This window comes from Fibrobacter sp. UWOV1, from assembly GCF_900142495.1.
Taxonomy (GTDB): domain Bacteria; phylum Fibrobacterota; class Fibrobacteria; order Fibrobacterales; family Fibrobacteraceae; genus Fibrobacter.
On sequence record NZ_FRBA01000002.1, the window covers coordinates 217,234 to 238,366 of the forward strand.

The window sequence follows — 21,133 nt, forward strand, 5'->3', positions numbered from 1 at the left end:
TTTAAATCAAGCTGTATTTCTGGCTTCGTCCGCCCTTGTTTTCGGGGCGGACGATTTCTTTTTGAATCAAGTCCTGGATGTCGCGGAGTGCGGAATCGTGGCTCGTGCCGGTAAAGGCGGCTACCTCTTTCACCGAGAATACGGCCGGCAGTTCTCCGTTCCAGACGGCTTCGATAATCTTCCTTTCGCGCCCACTCAAGTCGGCCTGCTGGTTCTTTTGCAGGAACTGCATTTTCTTGAGGGCGCCTGCAATTTCTTTCTTGCTGTCTTCAATTGATTTTTGCATCGCATTCAAGAACCACAAAATCCATTCGGTCAAGTCGCCATTGCCGGCCTGCGCTTTGAATAAAGTTTGTATGTAATTGTCGCGGTCGTTTAAAAATTGTTCGTTGAGCGTATACTGGCAGCGAGTCGTGTCTTCGCTGCGGGCGAGTAGCATGGCGGCGAGCGCGCGGGCAATGCGTCCGTTGCCGTCTTCGAACGGGCGGATCGTCAAAAACCAGAAGTGAGCAATCGCCGCTTTAATCGCACCGTCTTGCGTCGAGTTTTCAAACCAGTCTATAAAACGCCCGATTTCAAGCGGAATGCGTTCCGGGCTCACACCGGTAAATGTTCCTGCAACGCTTTCTTTTGTCCTAAAGCTCTTGACTTTGTTCTGGCCAATGGCCGCATGCCATGCGAACAGGCGTTCTTCGGTCAGCGGGAGCTTGGCGTTTTGAATCGCGCCTACAAAATTTCGAATGTCGTTCCTGGCGGAATTCTTTTTCTTGATTTCGCTTTCAAGTATCGGAATATCCAGAGTGTAGCCGTCCAGCGCGTAGTTGGCCGCGATGTCTTTCGCGAGCATGCGCGTCTCGGTGTCCGAATCGCAAACCAGGTCTGCAACGCCCACGAGGGCGCCTTCAAGCAGTCGAGTCTGTCCCAAGGCATCCATTACGCTTTGTGCGTTATAGCGGAACTTGGTCCAGTCAGGGTACTGGTGTATAAAAAGCGGCTTCGAAACGATCATTTAACGCAAAATATACGTAGAATGGTCGCTTTTGCAAGTCCAAAATAGGAATGTTCCATCTTGGAATAAGAAATTATCACTTTTTTTCGCCGAAATTCGAAATTGTGTTTATATTAGTTTACAAGATGGGTGAAAGGGGCCAAGCGGTTTGAGGTGTTTGCGCTTGGTGAGAGGCTCGGTAACGGGGTTGGCGTACCGAGCCTCTCCTTTTTTTTATTTTTGCCCTATGCAAAAAATCGATACATGGTACAAGGCCGAGGGCTATTGCCCTGCCGAAGAATTTGAAATCGCAAGCTACCTGCTTTTTGAAGCGGGGGTGGCAACTCTCGAAGAATTGGACCCGAAAGAAGATGGTCGCACGGACTTCTGCTTTTATACCGGCGACAAGGCCGAACGCGACCGTATCGTAAACGAATTTCCGCAGTATCATTTTGCTGTTAGCGAAGAACCCGCGAAGGATTGGGACAAGTGGTGGCGCGACCGTGCGCAGCCGGTGTCTGTTTCCCCGCACTTGTGGGTGCGTCCGCCTTGGGTTGAATTCACGCCTGATGACCCCAAAGCCGTGGTGCTTGAACTTGAAGCCAAGACCGCTTTCGGTACTGGCGAACACGATACCACAAGTAGCTGCGCGACTTTGATGGAATCCATTGATTTTAACGGGAAGACTGTGCTTGATATCGGTACAGGTACGGGCATTTTGGCCATGTACGCCCGACGCTTGGGTGCAAAGCTTGCCGTGGGTACCGAAATCGACCCGCTCACGATTCCCTGCATTGCCGAAAACTTCGAACGCAACGGCTTCAAGGAAAGCGACTGTATTTTGGGATTCCTGGATGCTTTCAAGGACGGAGCCAAGTTCGACGTCATTCTCTGCAACATGATCCGCAGCGAACTCTGGCCGCTCCGCGACGACATCGAAGACTTGCTCGCCGCAGGCGGTGAACTCATTATCTCGGGCCAGCTCCTCACCGAAAAGGACTACATTCTCAAGTGGTTTGAAGAAGCCGGCTTCAAAGTCAAAGAAGAACGAATCAGCACAGAGTGGTGGAGTGTTTTGGCGACAAATGCGTAAGGCGAGAGTCGCGACCGTGCTTGCACAGGCATGACCGAGCCTAGCATTTGGCAATCTCACGAAGTGAGATTGCAATGGTGGAGTGTGCTCGCTCACTCCTAATTTAAAGAAAGCGTATTATCTTCCCCGTTTAAACGAACTGAATTGAACAGGGGAATTGTTACGATTGTTTTGCTTGTTATCTTGGCGGTTTTTACCGCCATTTTTATTGAAGTCGCGACCCTTGTTGCCGCCACGATCATTGTTGAACTTGCGATCGCTATGGAAACTCTTGCGCGGTTCGCCAAACTGTGCGGCGCGCCTCTCCTTGCGGGCGGAGTTTTCCCAGCGACCCTTGTCGCCGGATTTCTGCGGCACGATGGTGACGGCGCGCTGTTCGCGTTTCTGCTGTTCACGCTCGCGGTAGACTTCGTTTTCTTCGCGTTCCTTGCTGGGGTAGAATTCCTTGCCTTCGGCTTTCGCGCTGCGGCTTAGGAGCAGTCGGCCAATCTTGCCGAGTTTAAGGCGCTCGAGCGTGGCGCGAATCTGCGGGCGGTTTTCGGGAATGTACCAGAAGAAGAACTGGCGCTGGCTCCGCTTTTGTTCCGGCGTTTTCGCCACGTAAAGCGGCTTTCCGTCCGGCGTCATTTCGCTGTAGAACATCTCGGTCGCAATCGTCATCGGTGTCGGCGTAAAGTCCTGCACCTGTTCCAGCTGGAATCCGAGCTGCTTTGTCTCGAGTGCAAGTTCCGCCATGTCGGCTTCGGTACATCCGGGGTGGCTACTGATAAAGTAAGGAATAATCTGCTGGCGCTTTCCGATGCGCTTGCATTCGTCGTCAAAGAATTCCTTGAACTTGTGGAACAAGGTAAAGCTCGGCTTGCGCATCAGCTTAAGCACTGCATCGCTGGTATGTTCTGGGGCCACCTTCAGGCGCCCGCTCACATGATAGTCAATCAGTTCGCGGGCGTATTCTTCGTGGTCGCGGATCAGTTCTTTGTCGTCTGTCTCTTGCAGCAACATGTCGTAACGTACGCCGCTTCCGATAAACAGGTGCTTCACCTTAGGGTGGTTACGCACTTCGCGGTAAAGTTCCAGGAGCTCGTGGTGGTGCGTGTCCATGTTGTCGCAGATTTTCGGCGTGAGACAACTGGGGCGTGCGCACTTTTGGCAACGGCTCGGGTCCTTGCCACGCATGTTGTACATGTTGGCGCTCGGGCCGCCCAAATCGGTGATGGTGCCGGCGAATCCGTCCATCTTCGTAATCAAATCGACTTCGCGCAGAATGCTTTCGCGGCTACGGCTCGCAATGAACTTGCCCTGGTGTGCGTTGATGGCGCAAAAACTGCAACCGCCGAAACAGCCGCGGTGCGTGTTGATGCTGAACTTGATCATGTCGAACGCAGGCACGTTGCCGCGTTTCTTGTAACGCGGGTGCGGTTCGCGGGCGTAGGGGTATTCAAAACTTTCGTCGAGTTCGCCGTATTCCAGCGGCGGGTACGCGGGGTTGATCACCACGGTTTGTTCCGCGACATCTTGCAGAATGCGGCGCTGGAACCACTTGTTGCATTCGATATCTACCTTGCGGCAGTTCTCAATTTGATTGCGCTTGCTGGCAAGGCAATCTTCGTAGCTTGCGAGGCGCAAGTCTTCCCACTGCTTGGTCGTAGGGATTTGTCCCTTGGGCGTGAGGTAGGCCGTCTGCGGAATCGAATGCAGACTTGAAAACGGCACGCCCTTCTTCAAGAGTCGCACGATTTCTTTGAGCGGCTTTTCGCCCATGCCGTACACGAGAATGTCTGCCTGCGTATCGAAAAGAATGCTCGGCTTGAGTCTGTCGCTCCAGTAATCGTAATGCGTCACGCGGCGCAGGCTCGATTCAAGCCCGCCAATCAGCAGCGGAACATCGGGGTAGAGCTTCTTTAAAATCTTCGCGTAGGTGTACGTCGCGTAATCGGGGCGGAACCCCGCCTTGTTTCCTGGCGTAAAGGCGTCGTCGCTGCGGAGGCGTTTTGCCGCGGTGTAGTGGTTCACCATGCTGTCCATGCCGCTACTAATCGCGAAGAACATTCGCGGCTTGCCAAGCTTCTTGAAGTCGCGCAAGTCATCGCGCCAGTTCGGCTGCGGAAGGATTGCTACGCGCAGGCCTTCGTGCTCGAAAAGGCGACCGACCACGGCATGCCCAAAGCAAGGGTGGTCCACGTAGGCGTCCGCGCTAATGATAATCACATCGACATAGTCCCAGCCGAGTTCCTCCAGGTCTTCTTTGCAGATGGGTAAAAAGCGCGGATCGTACATAGAGTGAAATGTAGAAAAAAAGAACTTAGAGCTTAGAACTTAGATTATTCTTCTAAGCTCTACCAACTAAGTTCTACCAACTAAGCACTTTTTTCTGCCATCTTTCTTGCTAAATTTTCTCCCATGAAGCCTTTAAGTAATCGTACGGAACATTTTACGGAATCGGTCATTCGTCACATGACGCGCATCGCGAACGCTTGCGGTGCAATCAACTTGTCGCAGGGTTTCCCGGATTTTGACCCGTCCAAGGCCTTGCAAGACCGCCTGGCCGAAGTCGCCCATACGGGCCCGCACCAGTACGCGCTTACGATTGGTGCGCAGAATTTCCGCGAGGCGCTTTCCAAAAAGCAGGAACATTTCAGCGGACTCCGTTACGACCCGCAAACCGAAATGGTCATTACCTGTGGCAGTACCGAAGCCATGATGATCACGATGATGTCGGTCTGCAATCCGGGCGACAAGGTGGTCATCTTTTCGCCGTTCTACGAGAACTATACCGCCGACACGATTTTGAGTGGCGCATCTCCCATTTATGTTCCGCTGGACCCGCACGATTTTACCTTCGATGCAAACGTCCTTGAAGATGCCATGAAGCAGCCGGGCGTGAAGGCGCTTGTGCTTTGCAATCCGTCGAACCCGAGCGGAAAAGTCTTTACCCGCGAAGAACTGCAGGTTATTGCCGACCTCGCCATTAAATATGATTTGTATGTAATCACCGACGAAGTCTACGAACACATCGTCTTTGCGCCGCATCGTCATACTTATATTGCGACGCTTCCGGGAATGCGCGAACGCACCATTGAATGTTCCAGCCTTTCCAAGAGCTATTCCATTACGGGCTGGCGCCTGGGCTACGTGCTCGCTGCTGAGCCCATCATGAACAACATCAAGAAAATCCACGACTTCACGGTGGTGGGCGCCGCCTCGCCACTGCAAGAAACCGCACTCACCGCTCTCAATTTCGGCGACGATTACTACCAGGAGCTTCAGGCGCATTACACGCACATGAAGGAAATTTTCACCGGCGGCCTGCGCAATTTAGGCTTCAAGTTCACTGAGCCGCAGGGCACGTACTTCGTGATGATGGATATCAGCGAATTCGGCTACAAGTCCGATGACCAGTTCTGTATCGACCTTGCGCAAAAAGTGGGTGTCGCCGCAGTACCTGGCTCCAGCTTCTTCCGCGAACCGGTGAATCACCTGATCCGCTTCCACTTCGCCAAGAAAGACGAAACCCTCTACGACGCGCTTAACCGTCTGGAAAGCCTCAGAAAGAAAATGAAATAGTAGACAGTAGGAAGTAGGCAGTAGGCAGTAGACAGTATTTGTTGCAATTCTCATTGCTCAAAGCGAAGCGACCTCATACCTCGTTCTTTTCCGCGTCCCTCTTGGAATAAACGCACCCGCAGTAATTCTGTCGGTATAAATTGTATTCGGCGGAAAGCTGAATAGAACGCTTATAGCCGCCCTTCTTCTTGAAGTCGCTGGGCAGGCGCTTGATTCCGTAAATATCGCACTGCTCCTGCACCACCTCGTTCAGCACCTGCGCATTTTTCATGGGGCTGATGGTGAGCGTGGTGGTGAAGTATTCGCAGTTCAATTCGCGGGCGAGCCGTGCCGATTCAGCGAGGCGGAGCTCGAAACACTTGCGGCAGCGCGCACCACCTTCGGGTTCGTTTTCAAGCCCGCGTGCGACATCGTAGAATTTTTTCGGGTCGTATTCACCCTCGATCAGCGTGACCGGATGTTTCGTCTTGAATTCGGCCACGAACCGCTTGATTTCTTCGACGCGGTGGCGGTATTCTTCGTCGGGCGCGATATTCGGATTGTAGTAGAAAAGCGTAATCTTGAAGTGTTGCGACAGGTATTCGATGGTGTAGCTGCTGCACGGCGCACAGCAGGCATGCAGCAAAAGCGTCGGCACTTCGCCGGTGCGTTCCAGCCTGCGGATGATATAATCCAAGTCGCGCTGGTAATTATGCTTAGGCTCGTTGCTCATTCCTGTCTACTTCCTACTTCTAACTTCCTACAGGTAATGTCCCGAAAGCGGTGATCCAGTAGCAAATGCTCGTTACGACCGCAAACGAACCCATCACGGTACGTTCCTTGTGGGCGGTACTAAAGAGAACCGTCGCCGTATAGAACGTCAAGTACAGCGCAAAGAAGAATGCGAGAATCCGCGTCACCATGAACGGGATAATCTCGGGCAAAACGAGCCCTGCCGAAAGTAGCACGAAAAGGGCGACGAACTGCATCGTGGTTGGCACGATGAAAGCCTTGCGGACTTCGGGCGGAATCACCTTGTAGCGCGCATTCATGGCGTAGGCGCCGAGTGGGGCGCCCAAGGCAAGCGCAATATTCAGAGCGATGGAGGGCAAAAAAGCGATAGCCCCGATGATTGTAGCGATAATCATTAGCTCAAATTTAGAATTTAACCCCTAAAAAAGAGGACGGCCCTGGGTAAAGGAGGTAACCTAGGGCCGTCAGGGAGTGTTTGGGTACCTATAAAATAGATATTCCAACTTGGAATAAGTCTAAAAATCGTATAAATCGCGTATACCCGAGTAAACATCCTGTATCCACCTAAAACAGGGGCAAAAATGGCTTATTTTTTGAATTTTAGACCTTTTTTTCTATATTCCTCACTATGCTGGACCTCTATAACATTGTGGCGGAATTGTGTTCCGATATTGTAAGCTCCTGCTCGGAGAAATTCTTTGTCGAATACAGCTGTGTCTCGCCGACTGAAAAATCCCGCATCGCAAAAGTCGTCCAGGCAGAAATTCCCGCGCTGTTTCAGGAATCCGGCAATGGGGTGAGCGTCCGCGAACTTTCCTCCGAAAACCTAACCACGGAATTTCTTGAAAACTTGAAATCGCTCGTCAATCGGTTGAAAGCCGACCGCGATTATTACGCGCTACTGGGTCTTTTGCAAATTTTGGACCAGGCGATGGCTTCGCTGTTGAATCTGGCTATAGCGGAATTTGAACAGGAAAAATTTTCAATCGTACTGAACACCAACCGCGAATCAGTGGGGGTTGGGCTCTTGCCGCGCTGTTCCTGCGTGTGGGAACGCAAACACCGCCTGATTCACCGCTACAACAACCTCGAAAGCTTCCTGTACAATATTCTGCTGATTGAAAATTCGGTGCTCGGCGAACTGATTGACAAGCATTATTTCTTGAAGAAGGATTTGTTCCCGCATTTCAAGGAACGCCATGCCGTAAAAATTGCTGCCACCCCCTTAAGGCGCGAACGCAATTTTAAAGTCCAGCTCACCGACAAGGATAAAATCCAGTACTTCAATATCGCCTACGAAAATCCTTCGTTTGAAGCGGACAACGAACTCATCTGGAAAAAGATCTGGACTGCCGCCGAAAACGAAAGCGATATCGTCGTGTTTCCGGAGCTCCTCGGGAATGCCGAGATGACGGAATTCATGTCAAGTAAAATCAAGTCCCTTTCGCCTGCCGATGCCGCTAAAATTCCGTCGCTTATCGTGCTGCCCTCATACTGGGAAAAGAACCGCAACGTTGTCACAGTCATGGACAAGTTTGGCAACGTGATTTGCAAACAGAACAAGCAGAATCCATTCCGCAAGGAATTCGATGGAATCGGTTACCTGGAACAAATCAGTTCCAATCTCGTGGTGAACATCCTGCATTTTGAAGGCCTTGGCCGCATCGCGATCATGGTCTGCCGCGATTTCCTGGAAACCGAATACATGCAGCAACTCATGCGCTGTTTCAAGCTCACGCTGATAATCGTGCCGTCATTCTCGACAGGTTCCTACGATTTTCGCCGTTCGTTCGACTTGTGCGCCCACGAAGACTGCAACGTGGTCTGGATCAATACCTGCGCCGCACTCGTTAAAGGCAAAGAGGCAAACTTCCGGGACATCGGCTACGTGCGCAAGCGAATTTCGCGCAACGAGGACGAAGCGCAAATGCTTTACAAGATGCCGATTTGCAATAGGGCCTTCGACGGCGAATGTGCCCATGACTGCATTTATTACGAAACTATACAAAGGGTGTGATCATGGAATTTGAATCGATTGAAAAAATCCACCAGGGCAAATTCATTACCCGCTACGATATTCACTACAAAACGGTCAGCGGTAAGCCCAAGACTTACGAAATGATCAGCCGCAATCCCGACATTGCGGGCCTCAAGGACATGCTTGAAAAAAAGCCCCATGCGGTCGTGATGATTATGCATGACTGCACCGGTCAAAAGCTTTTGCTTTGCAAGGAATACCGTATGGCCGTCGGCGAAAGAATCTATAATTTTCCAGCCGGTCTCATTGATCCGGGCGAAACCTACGAAGAGGCGGCCGCCCGCGAACTCCGCGAAGAAACGGGCCTTTCGCTCATGCGCATCGACGAAGTCTGGAAACCGAGCTATTCCGCGGTCGGATTTTCTAACGAGCGAAATGTAGTCGTTTTAGGCGTTGCCGGCGGTGAAATTCGCCCGAGCGATTCCGAAGTCGAAGAAATTCAGGCCGAGTGGTTCGACAAAAAACAAATCCGCGAAATCCTCAAGGACGAACGCCTCTCCGCCCGCACGCAAACTTATTGCGCCATGTGGAGTAGACAATAGAAAGTGGTTAGTGATGAGGAATGTGAGATGTGAAATGTGGGATGAGTGATTATTCATTTCGTCATAGAGGATAACTCTACTAAGGTGCTAAAGCACCAAGTATCGTTTATCTCATTTGTCATTTCACATTACACATTGTTATGTATTTTCCTCTAAAACATAACCTTCGCTCTCATTGCCGCATGCAGCGGGTGAAACTCTTCTTCGGCAGTTCGTCTGAACGTCACTGTGAGCGACATCTGCAAAAAATCATTCCCGACTTCAGCGCTGCTGCGTAGCCGGATTTCTCGCGAAGGTGCTCCCTTCGGAATCGTGATGGCGATGCTTGCGCTGTTAGCTGCGTCTTGCGCGTAAGCGATTCCCGCTTCGTAAAGAGGCGTGCCAAATCCTTCATCTCGCGTGTGCCTTGCGCGAACCTTTCCCGAAAATACCAGCTGCTCGCGGTCGACATTCCACGAAGACCTGATTTTTAGCGCCAAGTCTTTTTGCCCGCAATGTTCCTCTGCCGAAAGGCATGTCACGCTTGCCGTTCCCCTCAAAACACCTGGCCCCGATTCTGCGCTCGCCTTGAACCGGGTCTTGCTCGTGTCACCTTCAAGCGGAATCATTGTCCGCGCATTTGCGGTGAACTTGCTTTTCCATGTGTCGCGTGCCATAACGCCAATCGTCTGGCTTCCCCAAAGTCTGCTTTTCGCAATCGTCGCGCTCAAATGCGCCTCTTCCGGCAGCGAATCCCCATGCACGTAGGCGTCTGTCTTCCAAGCAATCGTCGCATATTCCATTTTTTCGCGGTGTTGCAATTGCAATTTCATCAAGGGTAAATCGCTCGCATTTTTAGGAACCCACCAAATCGCAAAATTTCCCCAAGTGCCTTTGGCCTGCGCCGAAAAAGAATGCCTCTCCACGTTGTCGGCCGGGTGCCTGTGATTCCAGTAGGCAAGTTCCATTTCAAAGTCGTTTTCTTTTTTGGGTCCGCGGAAAGGTGTGAAGGCGAAACTCGGGCGGATTGTTTTCGCGGTATCCAGGAGTCCTCCAAATCGAAAGATTCCTATCGGGCTGTAAAGCGGATAGAATAGGGCGGTTCCCCACAAGGTGTCAAGCGGAATCACGCTATGCAATTCCTTGGTCGAAATCTGGCCGAAGTGCGCTTCGCTACCTTCATTCCGGTATGTCAAGAGCGACTGCGTTCCAAGCCGAAGCGAATACCTGTAAAAATCAAACCGCAGCTCCGTACGCTCGCTTTCCAAGTGCCCAAGCGAATCCGTTCGGCCTTTCCATTCTACATAGCCGTGCGGTCTTAAGCTGGGCCGCTCGCTCTTTCGGGTTTGCTCTTTTACAGGTGCTTTCGTTGCCGGTTGCTGGGTTTTCGCATGCCGCTGCTTCTTCGTCTTCACGGGCGCTATGTCTTCGCTCGCGCAACTTTCAAGCGCATACACCTCGGCGAGCAAGCAGGCTTCGTGCTCATTGCCTTCTTCGAGCAAGTCCAAGATTTCGCGGGCTTCGTCGCCGTCAATGATTCCGTCATCCCACCATTCGAAAACTTGCGCCTCGGTAAGTCCATGCGCAGAGCCCGCATAGGCGGGCGTCAAATTTAAGGCGAACAGGATTAAGAAAACCGTTAGGTATGGGCGGTATAGAATTCTCATTTTTTTGGGGTCCTCTATATCTATACGCCAGAATCGCCGAAAGTGTGAAAAATCGCCCCTAAAAAATTCTATTTTTGTTTTTATGGCAAACAACTGGTCTAAAAAGCCCTTCTCGAAGGCTCCTTCCCGCAATGCGTCCGCTGCCGGCCGCGACTTCGTGCCGCACCTCAAGGCGCCCCGCACCGACTTCCCGCTCTTTAACGGCAAGCGCGTCACGCCCTCGCTTGCGGGCCTCGACAAGTTGCTGCATTATTACGGCGTAGAACTCCAGCCCGAAACGCTCAAGCAGATTTGGGAGTTTCACCAGCTGTTGCGTGCCAACAATGACGACCAGGATCTAACGCGCCTCAATGCGTTTGAAACGATGGTGGAACGCCATTATGCCGACTGCACGCTCATCAATGCGTACGTGCCCAAGTGGCCCGCCCGCATGATCGATGTCGGTAGCGGCGCCGGATTCCCCGGACTCCCGCTCAAAATCGTGAACCCTTCCATTCGACTCACGCTGTGCGAACCGCGCCCCAACCGAATCAACTTCTTGAATATGGTCATCGAAAAGATGGGCCTCAAGGGTATCGACGTATTCGGCCACAAGGTCACGAGCCGCAGCATGACCATCCCTGTAGATGGCGTCATCAGCCGCGCCTTTGAACTCATGGAAAAGACGCTCCCGCGCATCGCCAATTCACTGAAGGTCGGCGGCCGCGTGTTCTTTATGAAAGGCCCCGCCGTCGCCGACGAGCTCAAGACATTCCATCCCGAAGATTTTGGCTACAAGTTTGTGGGCAAGCATTTCTACACCATTCCGAACAGCACGCAAGAACGCGCTCTCATTATCCTTGAACGAGTAGAATGATGAGTCGGAAGTAGGCTGTAATCCGCTGGAATATACTTCCTACTTCTCACTTCCTACTGTCTACTAAAATTTGAATAGCATGCCAAAGCGCATCTGACCGTCACGCACGCCGTCGTTGTCGCCTACGTCCTTGATGGTGGCGAAGTCGAACTGCAACACGTCCGAAAGCATAAAGCCGAAGCCCAAGTCCACTTCGTTACGCTTACCGGTCTGGTCGTAAAGGTAACCGGCGCGCAGGGCGATCGTGTTGGCGTAAACGAATTCAGTACCCAGGTTGAACACGCCCTGCATAATGGATTCCTTGACCTTGTTGCCTTCTCTTTCGGGGTTAATCAAGGATTTCCAGCTTGCTATGTAGAACGGTTCCGGATTGCCCTTGGCGTCGTCGTAGACCACTTCGCGGTTGTAGTCGGCGACTACGGTCCACTTGTAATCGGCAAGGCTCAAGATTTCATAAGAAAGTCCCAAGCGCCAGGTCAACGGAATCGGGTCTTCGATGGTCTTGTCCACGTAGTAAACACTCGGGCCGATGTTTGCAAGTACCAATGCGAAATTTAATTTGTCTATAAACAAGTTTTTCTTGAGTACGCCGATATCGAAAGCGTAACCGAAAGTGGTTGCTTCTTCTTCGCCTGCGGCCGCGCCCGAACTCAAGTCGGAATAGAAGAACTTGATCGAAAGGCCCAGGCCCCAGTCGTTCGGGAATCGGGTGCCGTAGCTGAAGCCGCCCACGATTTCAGAACTGTTATAGGCAACTAGGTCGTCGGCGTCCACGTCGCCCGAGGCAACGGTCGAACCGAAGCTCACGAAGTTCACGAAGAATCCGAGCGTCCCCCAGTCGTTCAGCGGAACAGTCATGCCTGCAAAAAGGTGGTACAGGTCAGGAATGTTCAAAATCGGCAAGAGCTTTTCGTAGAATGCGGTAATCTGGTAATCTGCATCCTTGAACTGCTCCATGCCGTTCGCGGTGCTGAACCAGACGTCGTTTCCTTGCGGAAGCACTGCCCAAACCTTGTTGGTACTGAGTCCGTTACCGCTGTGGTAATGTACCCATTCGTCTTCGCTCTTGGTCGAACCTTCTTCTTCGGCGGCGCCGCGCTCAAGTTCTGCCTTGCGGCCGCTTGCGGTGGCATAGTCCGGCAGGTGGCGCCATACGCCCTTGTCGGTTGCAATCCAGATTCCGCCACGCTGGTCTACGGAAATGTCATTTACCTTGTTGTCGGCGAACTGCACCTGTTCCCACTTGCGCAGCGTAAAGTGCGAAAGCCCTCCGTTGTGGGCGGCCCACACATGTCCCGAACTGTCGACAGCGAGTGCAGTCGGGGAGAGGTCCATAATGCCGTCTTCCTGGTTGAACAGGCTCCAACGGTCCTTGTCGTTCACGCTCTTTTTCGGGATAAGTCTTGCAATGCCTGCGCCTTCGACCGCCACATAAAGTTCCTTGCGGTTTTCGGACCACACTAGGGCGCGGACCTTTTGGCTCGGGAGCACTTTACCTTTCTGTTCGAATTGACCGTTGCGGTAAACGAACAAGCCATCTTCGGTACCGATCCAGATAGAAGCACCTTGACTTTCGAGGGCGGTAATGCGGTGGTGGCCCAGTTCTTCGTCGTAGTTCTTCCAGGCCTTGCCGTCAAAACGGTAGAGGGACTTGGGGGTACCCACCCAGAGTTTTTCGGTGCGGCTTTCGTAAAGCACTGCCGTAATGGTATCCTTTACAATCAAGTTCCAGGGCATCTTGACTTCGACCACGTGCTTTTCGTCGTCGGCATTCTTGATGTCGTTGAACTTCTTCACCTGGCGAACGTATTCGTCGAGACCGCGTTCGGTACCTACGTAAACCTTGACGGCGTCGCGGACCTTGGCGTTACCCTGCAGCGTAATGGAATGGTAGTCGACCCATTGTTCGCCGTCGAATTTCTGAATGCCGTTGGCGGTACCGGCCCAAAGTTCGCTCTTGCTGAAGAAGCCGTCCTTGGAACGCGAAGCCATGCTCGTGAAATAAGGGGAATTCTTGGAATCGGCGGGGTAGCTCATGCGCCATTCGTCAGCCAGGGGGCCAAAGGCGAGACCAGCCGGGTTGTAGTACATTGCAGTCGGGTCGTCGGCGAGGGCGGCACCGGCTTCGCCCATACCCAGTTGGCGGGCGCCAACGGGCATTTCGAGCGTGATAATGGCAGAGCCTGCCGCAAAAGACAATGCGGGCGCAAAAAAGAGAGCTGTAAGTAGAGATTTACGCAAGTTGCCTCCAATCGGGGACGTCGTAGTGGCTACCGTGCGAGGGCACAACTGCCTTCCAACCGGACTTGCTGGGATTTTCCCAGGGTTGCTTGGGCAACAGCTTGCAATCGCAGCCTAAACAATAGGGCGGGAGAATTTCCGCGTGATTGCGGATCTGCTCGCGGGTAATAAAGTTTTCGTCGCTCACGAACTTCACGTATTGCTTGCCCTTGGGGCCGAGCTCGATTCGGTAGGTGGCGGTGCCGTTCTTGTCGCCTTCGTCAATGGTGCGGATCGTTTCTTCCATGGTGGCGTTCCACCGGGCGATCAGCTCCTCCTTCTTTTCGGCGGGCAGGTCTTGAGTGTCGAGCCAAGACCTAAGGGAGGCTTCGGAAGGCTTTACGGCGTTGAGTGATTCTCGGGCAGGGCGGACTACCACGGCGTACTGGCCCGAAACGTCGATCACGCGCTTGGGTTCGTCCTTTTCGTCGGAACTGTGAATAATCACGTACGCGCCGATGGCGGCGAGTATCACGGACAACACGATTATCGCTATGACAATAATGACTGATAGCATATTTTATTCCATTTGGAATTATTCGTTACTCTCAAAAACTAGCATTTTCTAAATTGTGGGACAGGAGATTTTATGTTAAAATTGAAGATTTTTCTTGTATTGCTGATGTGTAGTGCCTGTTTTGCCATTCCATTCAAGGTGGAAACGGTGAAGGAAGGCTCTGGAGACCCTATTAAGGCGGGTCAGCTCATCAGGGTGCATTACAAGAGCTATGTGTATTTAGACAGTGCTAGAATCTTGGCAGAAAAGGCTCGCCTGGCCGATTCGCTCCGTATCGCCGATTCTTTAAGGCTTGCAAACGATTTCAATTCTGACCAGGTCGCCGGCGTGACAAATGTTGACACGACCGCGCTCTTAGACAAGTCCGCTAAAAACAAGAAGAAAAAGTCCAAGAACAAAAAGGAATCCAAAGCCGCGGTCGATACGGTGGCTCAAGCTCCTGTCGCAGAACCGGTAACGCTTGCGACCTACATCGATTCCATTTCTCCGCTGCCCTCCGATACTCGCTTCAGACTGTTCTCGGAATCTTATGCCGGTGGCGAACCGCTTGAATTCACGCTCGGCATGGGCCTTGTTATTCAGGGCTGGGAAAAGGGCCTTGTCGGCATGAAGCCGGGCGAAATCCGCAAGCTTTACGTGCCTTACCAGATGGGCTATGGCGAAAATTCACTGGAAGGAGTTCCTGAATATTCCGACTTGTTCTTTATCGTAGAACTCGTCAGCGCCGATCCACCCATGGAACCGGATGCATTCCCCAAGAACGTGGAAGGTCTCAAGTGGCGCGAAGCGGCTAAGGGCCTCAAGGTTTACGATGAAAAGGTCGGCACCGGAAAGCCCGCCATGGTTGGCTCCGTGCTCAAGACGCATTACACGGGTTGGCTCCTTTCGGGTCGCAAGTTCGGTTCCTCTAAAGACATGGGCAAACCGCTCTCGGTCGTGATGGGTGCCGGCAAAATGATCAAGGGCTGGGAAGTCGGTCTCGACGGCATGCGCGAAGGCGGCGTACGCTGGTTCCGTGTGTCTCCGGCCATGGGCTATGGCGCAACGGCCTACTCCATGATTCCTTCAAATTCGACCTTGGTCTTCCGCGTGGAACTCGTTTCTTCCGAAGTAGACGACGCGGTCATCGCGAACATGGACTTCTTCCCCGACACCACGACGCTTACGTTTGAAAACGGTCCCGAAGGTCTCCGCTATGCAATCATCAAGCAGGGCGAAGGCGAACCCGCACAAAAGGGCAACGTGGCCAAGGTGCATTACACCGGCTGGCTTACCAACGGTTACAAGTTCGACAGCTCCCGTGACCGCGGCCAGGTCTTTGGCTTTACGCTGGGTGCCGGTCGCGTGATTCGCGGCTGGGAACTCGGCGTGCAGGGCATGCTCCCCGGCGAAAAGAGAATTCTGGTGGTCCCGCCCGGACTCGGTTACGGAGCTCGCGGAGCAGGACCTATCCCTGGCGGTTCAACTCTGATCTTTGCAGTTGAATATCTCGGAGAGTAATTAGTTATTATTTACCGGTACGAATAAAACTGGAGTTTTTATGCAAATCAAATGGCTTAATCCTGATGCAAAATTTGATCGCCTGGTTTTGGCTGGCGATATTGGCGGTACCAATACGAACCTTGGCCTGGTGGGCTACAAAGATGGCAAGTTCACTCTGATTCTTGAAACCGATTGTCCGTCCAAGGATATCGATGGCTTGGATGCCCCGATTCGCGAAACGCTCAAGATCGCAGTCGAAAACCGTGCAGACCTTAAGCCCTCCCACATTTGCATCAGCGCTGCAGGTCCTGTGGCGAACAACAAATGTGTCATGACGAACCTCCCGTGGAGTGTCGATGGCGAAGCCCTCTCCGCTGCAACAGGGATCCCGACGCTTGTCATCAATGACTTCATGGCTATCAGCTACGGCATTCCGACTCTCGATGTCGATGATCCGGCCCAGATTCACAAGCTCGTGCACACCGACGGCAGCACCCCCGCCCCGCAGGCGACGACTAAGGCCGTGATTGGCCCGGGTACCGGCATGGGTGTGGGCTTCCTCGCTTTCGATGGCCAAAAGTACATTCCGGCTTGCTCCGAAGGTGGTCACTCCACGTTTGCCCCGTTCGATAAGGATTCCCAGGAATTCCACGATTACATGGAAAAGAAAATCGGCACCGTGCCCGGTGTAGAACCGCTCGTTTCTGGCATGGGCCTTCGCAACATGTACGAATGGTGGAAGGAAACCCGCGGAGTGCCCGATAACGAAGCCTTCAAGAAGATCGAAGAAACCGAACCCAACGATCGTCCCAAGTACATCAGCCGTGCAAGCGATACCGATCCGGTGGCTGCCGAGATGATGCGCCTGTTCGTGAAGATGCTTGCCCGTTTTGCAAGTGATGCCGCAACGCTCTTCCTCCCGCTCGGTGGTTTCTACCTCGCTGGCGGTACCGTGCAGAAGGATCTTCGTTGGCTCGAACGCGACAACCTGTTCATGAAGTATTTCGAAAAGAACTACAATCCGAACATCCGTCCGCTCCTGAACAAGATTCCGGTGTACGTCATCAAGGACTACAGTATCAGCCTTTACGGAGCTGCAAACGCAAGCCTGAATCTGCAGAAGTAAGAACCGTCTTCAGCGCTGTTTTTAGAGTGATGCCCGGCTTGGCCTGGCATCTCTTTTTTATGCGGATAAAAAAAAGGAACCCCGAAGGGTTCCTTTTTAATATCTGTAACTTTCCGCTTATTCCCAGTCGTCGAAGTTGTCTGCGGCCGGAGCTGCGGGGGCAGGTGCCGGTTCGGGTGCGGGTGCCGGAGCGGGTTCCGGTGCCGGAGCAGGTTCAGGCTCGGGTGCAGGTGCGGGAGCAGGAGCCGGTGCCGGGGCGGGTTCAGGCTCGGGTGCCGGAGCAGGAGCCGGTGCCGGGGCGGGTTCAGGCTCAGGAGCAGGAGCCGGTGCCGGAGCGGGTTCAGGTTCGGGAGCAGGAGCAGGAGCCGGTTCGGGCTCGGGTGCTTCAGCCGGTTCGTTATAAGTATTAGAATTAGAGTAAGAGTTGTTGGAATAGTATTCGTCGCCACCGGGGTTGCCGACGTCGTCGTTCTTGCTCTTGTCGACCCACCAGGCATAGTTAAGCGGGGTGAGGACTTGCTTGCCGTATTCCTGGGCGTTTGCGCTAGATTCAAAATAGCCCACGCGAATGCGGTAGTAGGTACCTTCGAGTTCACCCGGGTTTTCCACTTCGGCGACATAGGCTTTGATTCCGTTTTCGGCGAGCTTGCTCACGATGCCGTTGGCAGCTCTCTTGGAAGACTGGATGCTAACCTGGATGACGTATTCGCCTTTGGAAAGGGGCTGGACGCCACCTGCTGCTGCAGGCACGAAGTTCTTGGCCGGTTCTTCCGCCTTGGCTGCTTCGGCAGATTCAGCGTTTCCGGAAAGGGACTGGATGGGCACGAGTTCCGGTTCGTCGGCCTTCGGCTGTTCGGCAGCCTGTTCAGTTGCCTGGCCGGCCGGCTGGTCGGCAGGAGCCTCTGCGGTGGGTTTGGCCGGATCCATCTTCGGGACGAGTTCTTCATCTTCATTGCAGGCGACAAGCAAAGAGCTTGCGAGGGCAATGGCGCTCAGAGACAAGATTGATTTTTTCATCCAATTCTCCAATTTTTAGAAAATAAGACAACCTAGACGGTCTTTTATAACAAAAATATACATAAGTCTTTGATAAACCGCAAGTTAAATTGTAAAATTTATTCAGAAAAGCCGGCAAAATAGGCTTTTTTTATACCCTTGACGAAATTCCGGCAATTAAATATATTTGGCTATCCAAAAACGAATTTCTAATTTAACCAAAGGATAATCGTGATCGGCGTAATTGTTAAGTCCAACGAACCTTTTGAACGCGCTCTCAAGCGTTTCACCAAGTCCTGCGAAAAGAACGGCATCATTTCCGATGTCAAGAAGCGTCAGCGCTTCGAAAAGCCTTCTGAAGAAAAGAAGCGCATCGAAACTGCAGCTCGTCGCAAGCGCTTGAAGGAAATCGCTGACCAGAACCGTAAGCGTCTCTACTAGTCGCTAATAAGGCATCGATTTTGTAATGAGTCGTCGGTCCATGACCGGTGGCTCGTTGCGTGTTTCTAGAGAATTTAAACCGCGGATGTGTCCGCAAAGGGTAAAACATGAGCAGTGCATTGCTGACAAAGATTAAGGACGATATCAAGGCCGCCATGAAGGCGCACGACGCCGAAACACTCGGAACGCTCCGTACCCTCCATTCCGACATCAAGAACGAAGCCATGAAGTCTGGCGCCACTCCGGCCCAGATTGAAGAATCCATTACCGACGAAATGTGCGTCGATGTACTTGCAAAGAGCGTCAAGCAGAAGCAGGAAGCCATCGATATTCTCAAGAAGGGTGGTTTTATGGACAAGGTTCCGGCCGAAGAAGCCTGCATCGCACTCTACCGCAAGTATATGCCGGCCGAAATGACCGAAGACGAAGTCAAGTCCCTCATTGCCGAAATCAAGGCCGCTACCGGAGCCTCTTCCCCGAAGGATATGGGCAAGATCATGAAGGAACTTTCCCCGAAGGTCAAGGGCCGTTTCGATGCCAAGCGCGCCTCTGCTCTCGTGCAGGAAGCATTGAAGTAAGAGACCGCTCGCATCCAATCGTATATTACGCCCCGCATGTGTTGCGGGGTTTCTTTTTTTATATTGGGCGCATATGCCCACGTCGCAATCCAAAATCCAAGAACTGGAACTGCTCTACAAGATCAGTTCCATTCTGAACCAGACGCTCGATTTCGAGAGTGTCGCGCACCCGATTTTGGAAGTGGTGGAATCTACGATGGGCGTGGAACATGCGACGCTTACGCTGTACAACCGCCATACCGGCGAAATCTCCATCGAAATTGCGGAAGGCTTGAGCAGCCGCCAGGCGCGCAAGGGCCGCTACAAGGTGGGCGAGGGCATTACCGGCCGCGTCGTGGAAACGGGCAAGCCGATTATCATTCCCTCGGTTGCGAAAGACCCTGACTTCCTCGACCGCACGGGGCGCGGCAAGACGGAGGACAAGGCGTTCCTCTGCGTGCCTGTCATCATGGAGCATCAGGTGATTGGCGCCTTCAGTGCCGACGTCCAGAATCCGGTAGAAGATGAACTTCCCGAAAAACTTCGCCTGCTGGAAATCATCGCGCAGATGCTTGCGGCTGCGGTAAAGCTCCGTCGCGAAGCCCGTGAAGAAAATGAACTCCTGAAGGCCGAAAACGAGCGCTTGACATTGGAACTCAAGGACCGTTTCCAACCCGACAACATTATCGGGCGCTCCAGCGAGATGCAGCGCGTGTACGCGCAGATTGACCAGGTTTCAAAGAGCCCCCTACCCGCGCTCATCGTGGGCGAGGTCGGTACGGGCAAGGGGCTCGTAGCCGAAGCCATCCATTACCGTTCCGACCGCAACATGGGCCCGTTCGTCCGCGTCCATTGCGCCTCCATGCCGGAATCGGTTCTTGACCGTGAACTGTTCGGCAGTGTGCGTGGCGCCCTCGTGGGTGTGTTCGCCGAGACGCCCGGACGCGTAGAACAGGCCGAAGGTGGCACGCTGTTCCTGGACGAAGTGGGCGAGCTTTCGCCAAACCTTCAGGTAAAGCTATTGCGCCTGTTGCAGCACGGCGAAGTAGAACGCATCGGTGCCCGCATTCCCAAGAAGGTGAACGTGCGCGTGATTGCGGCCACCACCAAGAATCTGCAGCAGATGGTGGAAGAAGGCTCCTTCCGCGAAGATCTCTATTACCAACTGCACATTTTCCCGATTTACGTGCCGCCGCTCAGGAACCGCAAGACAGACATCGTGCTCCTAGCGGACCACTTTGTGGAACATTACTGCCGCATCGTGGGCAAGAACGTGCGCCGCCTTGCCCGCACCACCATCAACATGCTCATGAGTTACCCGTGGCCCGGAAACGTGCGCGAACTTGAAAATGGAATCGAGCGCGCCGTCCTCGTGGCTGACGAAGACGTCATTTACCCGCACCATTTCCCGACAACGCTGCAGACCGCAGAGACGAGCGGCACTCCCGTGAACGGAAACCTCAAACGCATGGTGGAAGCCTACGAGAAGGACATCATTTGCGACGCCCTCAAGAGCAGCCGTGGGAAAATCGCCGCTGCCGCCCGCAGTCTTTCCACAACTCCGCGCATTCTTACATACAAAATAAACCAGCTCGGTATAGACCTCGCTGGTTTCGGTAAATAGTTTTGCGGGGCTACAGCCCCGTTTTTTAGTTGTATGTTGCGGAAAACCTTAGACTGATGGAAAGCGAAGATTCTCTAGCGTCGGCGAGATTTGTTTCAAAGCCGTACAAAAGTGCTGCTGTCGCACCGATGCCCCAGTTGTCGCTGACCCACCATTCCTTACCGGCTGCAATCTGGAATGCAAATCCGCTGCGGGAATATGTGTCAGGATTAGAGACTACACGGGCATGGAAGGTAGAAATATCGTCATAGACGCGGAATTGTCCAATGCCAAGGGATGCAGATGCAAGATAGTTTCCCGGGAAATAGAGGGTGGTGCCGATGCCCAGCAGCGACAGGTTCGCTTTGACTTCGTTGTCATCGCGTCCTTCTCCAACGCTTTCTGTGGGGGTGTCTCCGGTTAAGGTGATGTGTACGGCAACCATGTCTGTTACGCTACAGCCGAGCTTTACATCAATATCGGTAGCAAGACCGGAATGACCGTAAGTGTCATCGTCATAATTGTATGTAGTGTAGTCCATAGACTGGTAGCCCATGCCCATGGCGAAGTTCAAAAAGAACCCGTCGTGGACATGCGGTTCCGATGTTGCAAAAGAAAATGATGCCGCAAGGGCTGTCAACATGAAGAGCTTTTTCATTTCGTTATCCTTGA

Annotated in this window: 19 protein-coding genes; 10 read left to right on the plus strand and 9 right to left on the minus strand. The window is 52.9% G+C overall.

The genetic code is table 11. The features are described 5' to 3' along the window. Position 1: 1 nt before the first annotated feature. Positions 2-1,009 (minus strand): Fic family protein, encoded by a 1,008-nt coding sequence (locus BUC02_RS04650; RefSeq protein WP_073319304.1) that lies wholly within the window; start codon positions 1,007-1,009, stop codon positions 2-4. A gap of 226 nt (positions 1,010-1,235) precedes the next feature. Here BUC02_RS04650 and BUC02_RS04655 point away from each other — a divergent pair, with 226 nt between their 5' ends. Continuing rightward, positions 1,236-2,081: a 50S ribosomal protein L11 methyltransferase gene (locus BUC02_RS04655; protein WP_073319306.1), complete on the plus strand. Its 846-nt coding sequence runs from the start codon at positions 1,236-1,238 to the stop codon at positions 2,079-2,081. Between the two features lie 117 nt (positions 2,082-2,198). On the opposite strand, the gene BUC02_RS04660 is transcribed toward BUC02_RS04655, so the two are convergent. Continuing rightward, positions 2,199-4,358, minus strand: a complete 2,160-nt coding sequence (locus BUC02_RS04660; protein WP_083564391.1) for a YgiQ family radical SAM protein — start codon at positions 4,356-4,358, stop codon at positions 2,199-2,201. Between the two features lie 123 nt (positions 4,359-4,481). Here BUC02_RS04660 and BUC02_RS04665 point away from each other — a divergent pair, with 123 nt between their 5' ends. Then, positions 4,482-5,645 carry a pyridoxal phosphate-dependent aminotransferase gene (locus BUC02_RS04665; RefSeq protein ID WP_073319308.1) on the plus strand — a complete coding sequence of 388 codons (1,164 nt, stop codon included), beginning with the start codon at positions 4,482-4,484 and terminating at the stop codon, positions 5,643-5,645. 73 nt (positions 5,646-5,718) lie between these two features. Here BUC02_RS04665 and BUC02_RS04670 read toward each other — a convergent pair whose 3' ends face one another. Next, positions 5,719-6,357 carry an epoxyqueuosine reductase QueH gene (locus BUC02_RS04670; RefSeq protein WP_073319310.1) on the minus strand — a complete coding sequence of 213 codons (639 nt, stop codon included), beginning with the start codon at positions 6,355-6,357 and terminating at the stop codon, positions 5,719-5,721. A 19-nt stretch (positions 6,358-6,376) separates the two neighbouring features. Beyond that, complete coding sequence (locus tag BUC02_RS04675) at positions 6,377-6,772, minus strand: hypothetical protein (RefSeq protein WP_073319312.1); 396 nt, start codon at positions 6,770-6,772, stop codon at positions 6,377-6,379. A gap of 233 nt (positions 6,773-7,005) precedes the next feature. On the opposite strand from BUC02_RS04675, the gene BUC02_RS04680 reads away from it, so the two are divergent. Further along, positions 7,006-8,394: a carbon-nitrogen hydrolase family protein gene (locus BUC02_RS04680; RefSeq protein WP_073319315.1), complete on the plus strand. Its 1,389-nt coding sequence runs from the start codon at positions 7,006-7,008 to the stop codon at positions 8,392-8,394. Between the two features lie 2 nt (positions 8,395-8,396). Beyond that, positions 8,397-8,957, plus strand: coding sequence for an NUDIX hydrolase (locus BUC02_RS04685; protein ID WP_073319318.1), 561 nt, complete (start codon positions 8,397-8,399; stop codon positions 8,955-8,957). 152 nt (positions 8,958-9,109) lie between these two features. Here the strand turns inward: BUC02_RS04685 and BUC02_RS04690 are convergent, their stop codons facing one another. Then, positions 9,110-10,603: a hypothetical protein gene (locus tag BUC02_RS04690; protein WP_139261020.1), complete on the minus strand. Its 1,494-nt coding sequence runs from the start codon at positions 10,601-10,603 to the stop codon at positions 9,110-9,112. 82 nt (positions 10,604-10,685) lie between these two features. Between BUC02_RS04690 and rsmG the strand changes: the two genes are divergently transcribed. Then, on the plus strand, positions 10,686-11,459 hold the full coding sequence (rsmG, locus tag BUC02_RS04695) for a 16S rRNA (guanine(527)-N(7))-methyltransferase RsmG (protein WP_233144321.1): 774 nt from the start codon (positions 10,686-10,688) through the stop codon (positions 11,457-11,459). Between the two features lie 63 nt (positions 11,460-11,522). Here the strand turns inward: rsmG and BUC02_RS04700 are convergent, their stop codons facing one another. Both BUC02_RS04700 and BUC02_RS04705 read right to left on the minus strand, forming a co-directional pair. Further along, complete coding sequence (locus BUC02_RS04700; protein WP_073319324.1) at positions 11,523-13,700, minus strand: PorV/PorQ family protein; 2,178 nt, start codon at positions 13,698-13,700, stop codon at positions 11,523-11,525. Then, a complete protein-coding gene (locus BUC02_RS04705) occupies positions 13,693-14,256 on the minus strand; it encodes a hypothetical protein (RefSeq protein ID WP_139261021.1) in 564 nt (187 codons plus the stop codon). Before BUC02_RS04705 ends, BUC02_RS04700 begins: the two co-directional genes overlap by 8 nt. Before the next feature lie 72 nt (positions 14,257-14,328). On the opposite strand from BUC02_RS04705, the gene BUC02_RS04710 reads away from it, so the two are divergent. Further along, positions 14,329-15,756, plus strand: coding sequence for an FKBP-type peptidyl-prolyl cis-trans isomerase (locus BUC02_RS04710; RefSeq protein WP_249268929.1), 1,428 nt, complete (start codon positions 14,329-14,331; stop codon positions 15,754-15,756). A 40-nt stretch (positions 15,757-15,796) separates the two neighbouring features. Continuing rightward, positions 15,797-16,864, plus strand: a complete 1,068-nt coding sequence (locus BUC02_RS04715) for a glucokinase (RefSeq protein ID WP_073319341.1) — start codon at positions 15,797-15,799, stop codon at positions 16,862-16,864. Positions 16,865-16,981: 117 nt separating this feature from the next. On the opposite strand, the gene BUC02_RS16400 is transcribed toward BUC02_RS04715, so the two are convergent. Further along, positions 16,982-17,881: an SPOR domain-containing protein gene (locus BUC02_RS16400; protein ID WP_083564392.1), complete on the minus strand. Its 900-nt coding sequence runs from the start codon at positions 17,879-17,881 to the stop codon at positions 16,982-16,984. 210 nt (positions 17,882-18,091) lie between these two features. Here BUC02_RS16400 and rpsU point away from each other — a divergent pair, with 210 nt between their 5' ends. The 3 genes from rpsU (at position 18,092) to BUC02_RS04740 (ending at position 20,482) form a co-directional block, all read left to right on the plus strand. Then, on the plus strand, positions 18,092-18,301 hold the full coding sequence (rpsU, locus tag BUC02_RS04730) for a 30S ribosomal protein S21 (protein ID WP_014546541.1): 210 nt from the start codon (positions 18,092-18,094) through the stop codon (positions 18,299-18,301). A gap of 107 nt (positions 18,302-18,408) precedes the next feature. Beyond that, positions 18,409-18,879 (plus strand): GatB/YqeY domain-containing protein, encoded by a 471-nt coding sequence (locus tag BUC02_RS04735; protein WP_073319344.1) that lies wholly within the window; start codon positions 18,409-18,411, stop codon positions 18,877-18,879. 73 nt (positions 18,880-18,952) lie between these two features. After that, positions 18,953-20,482, plus strand: a complete 1,530-nt coding sequence (locus tag BUC02_RS04740; RefSeq protein WP_073319347.1) for a sigma-54 interaction domain-containing protein — start codon at positions 18,953-18,955, stop codon at positions 20,480-20,482. 25 nt (positions 20,483-20,507) lie between these two features. Here the strand turns inward: BUC02_RS04740 and BUC02_RS04745 are convergent, their stop codons facing one another. Next, positions 20,508-21,119: an outer membrane beta-barrel protein gene (locus BUC02_RS04745; protein ID WP_073319350.1), complete on the minus strand. Its 612-nt coding sequence runs from the start codon at positions 21,117-21,119 to the stop codon at positions 20,508-20,510. Positions 21,120-21,133: the final 14 nt, after the last annotated feature.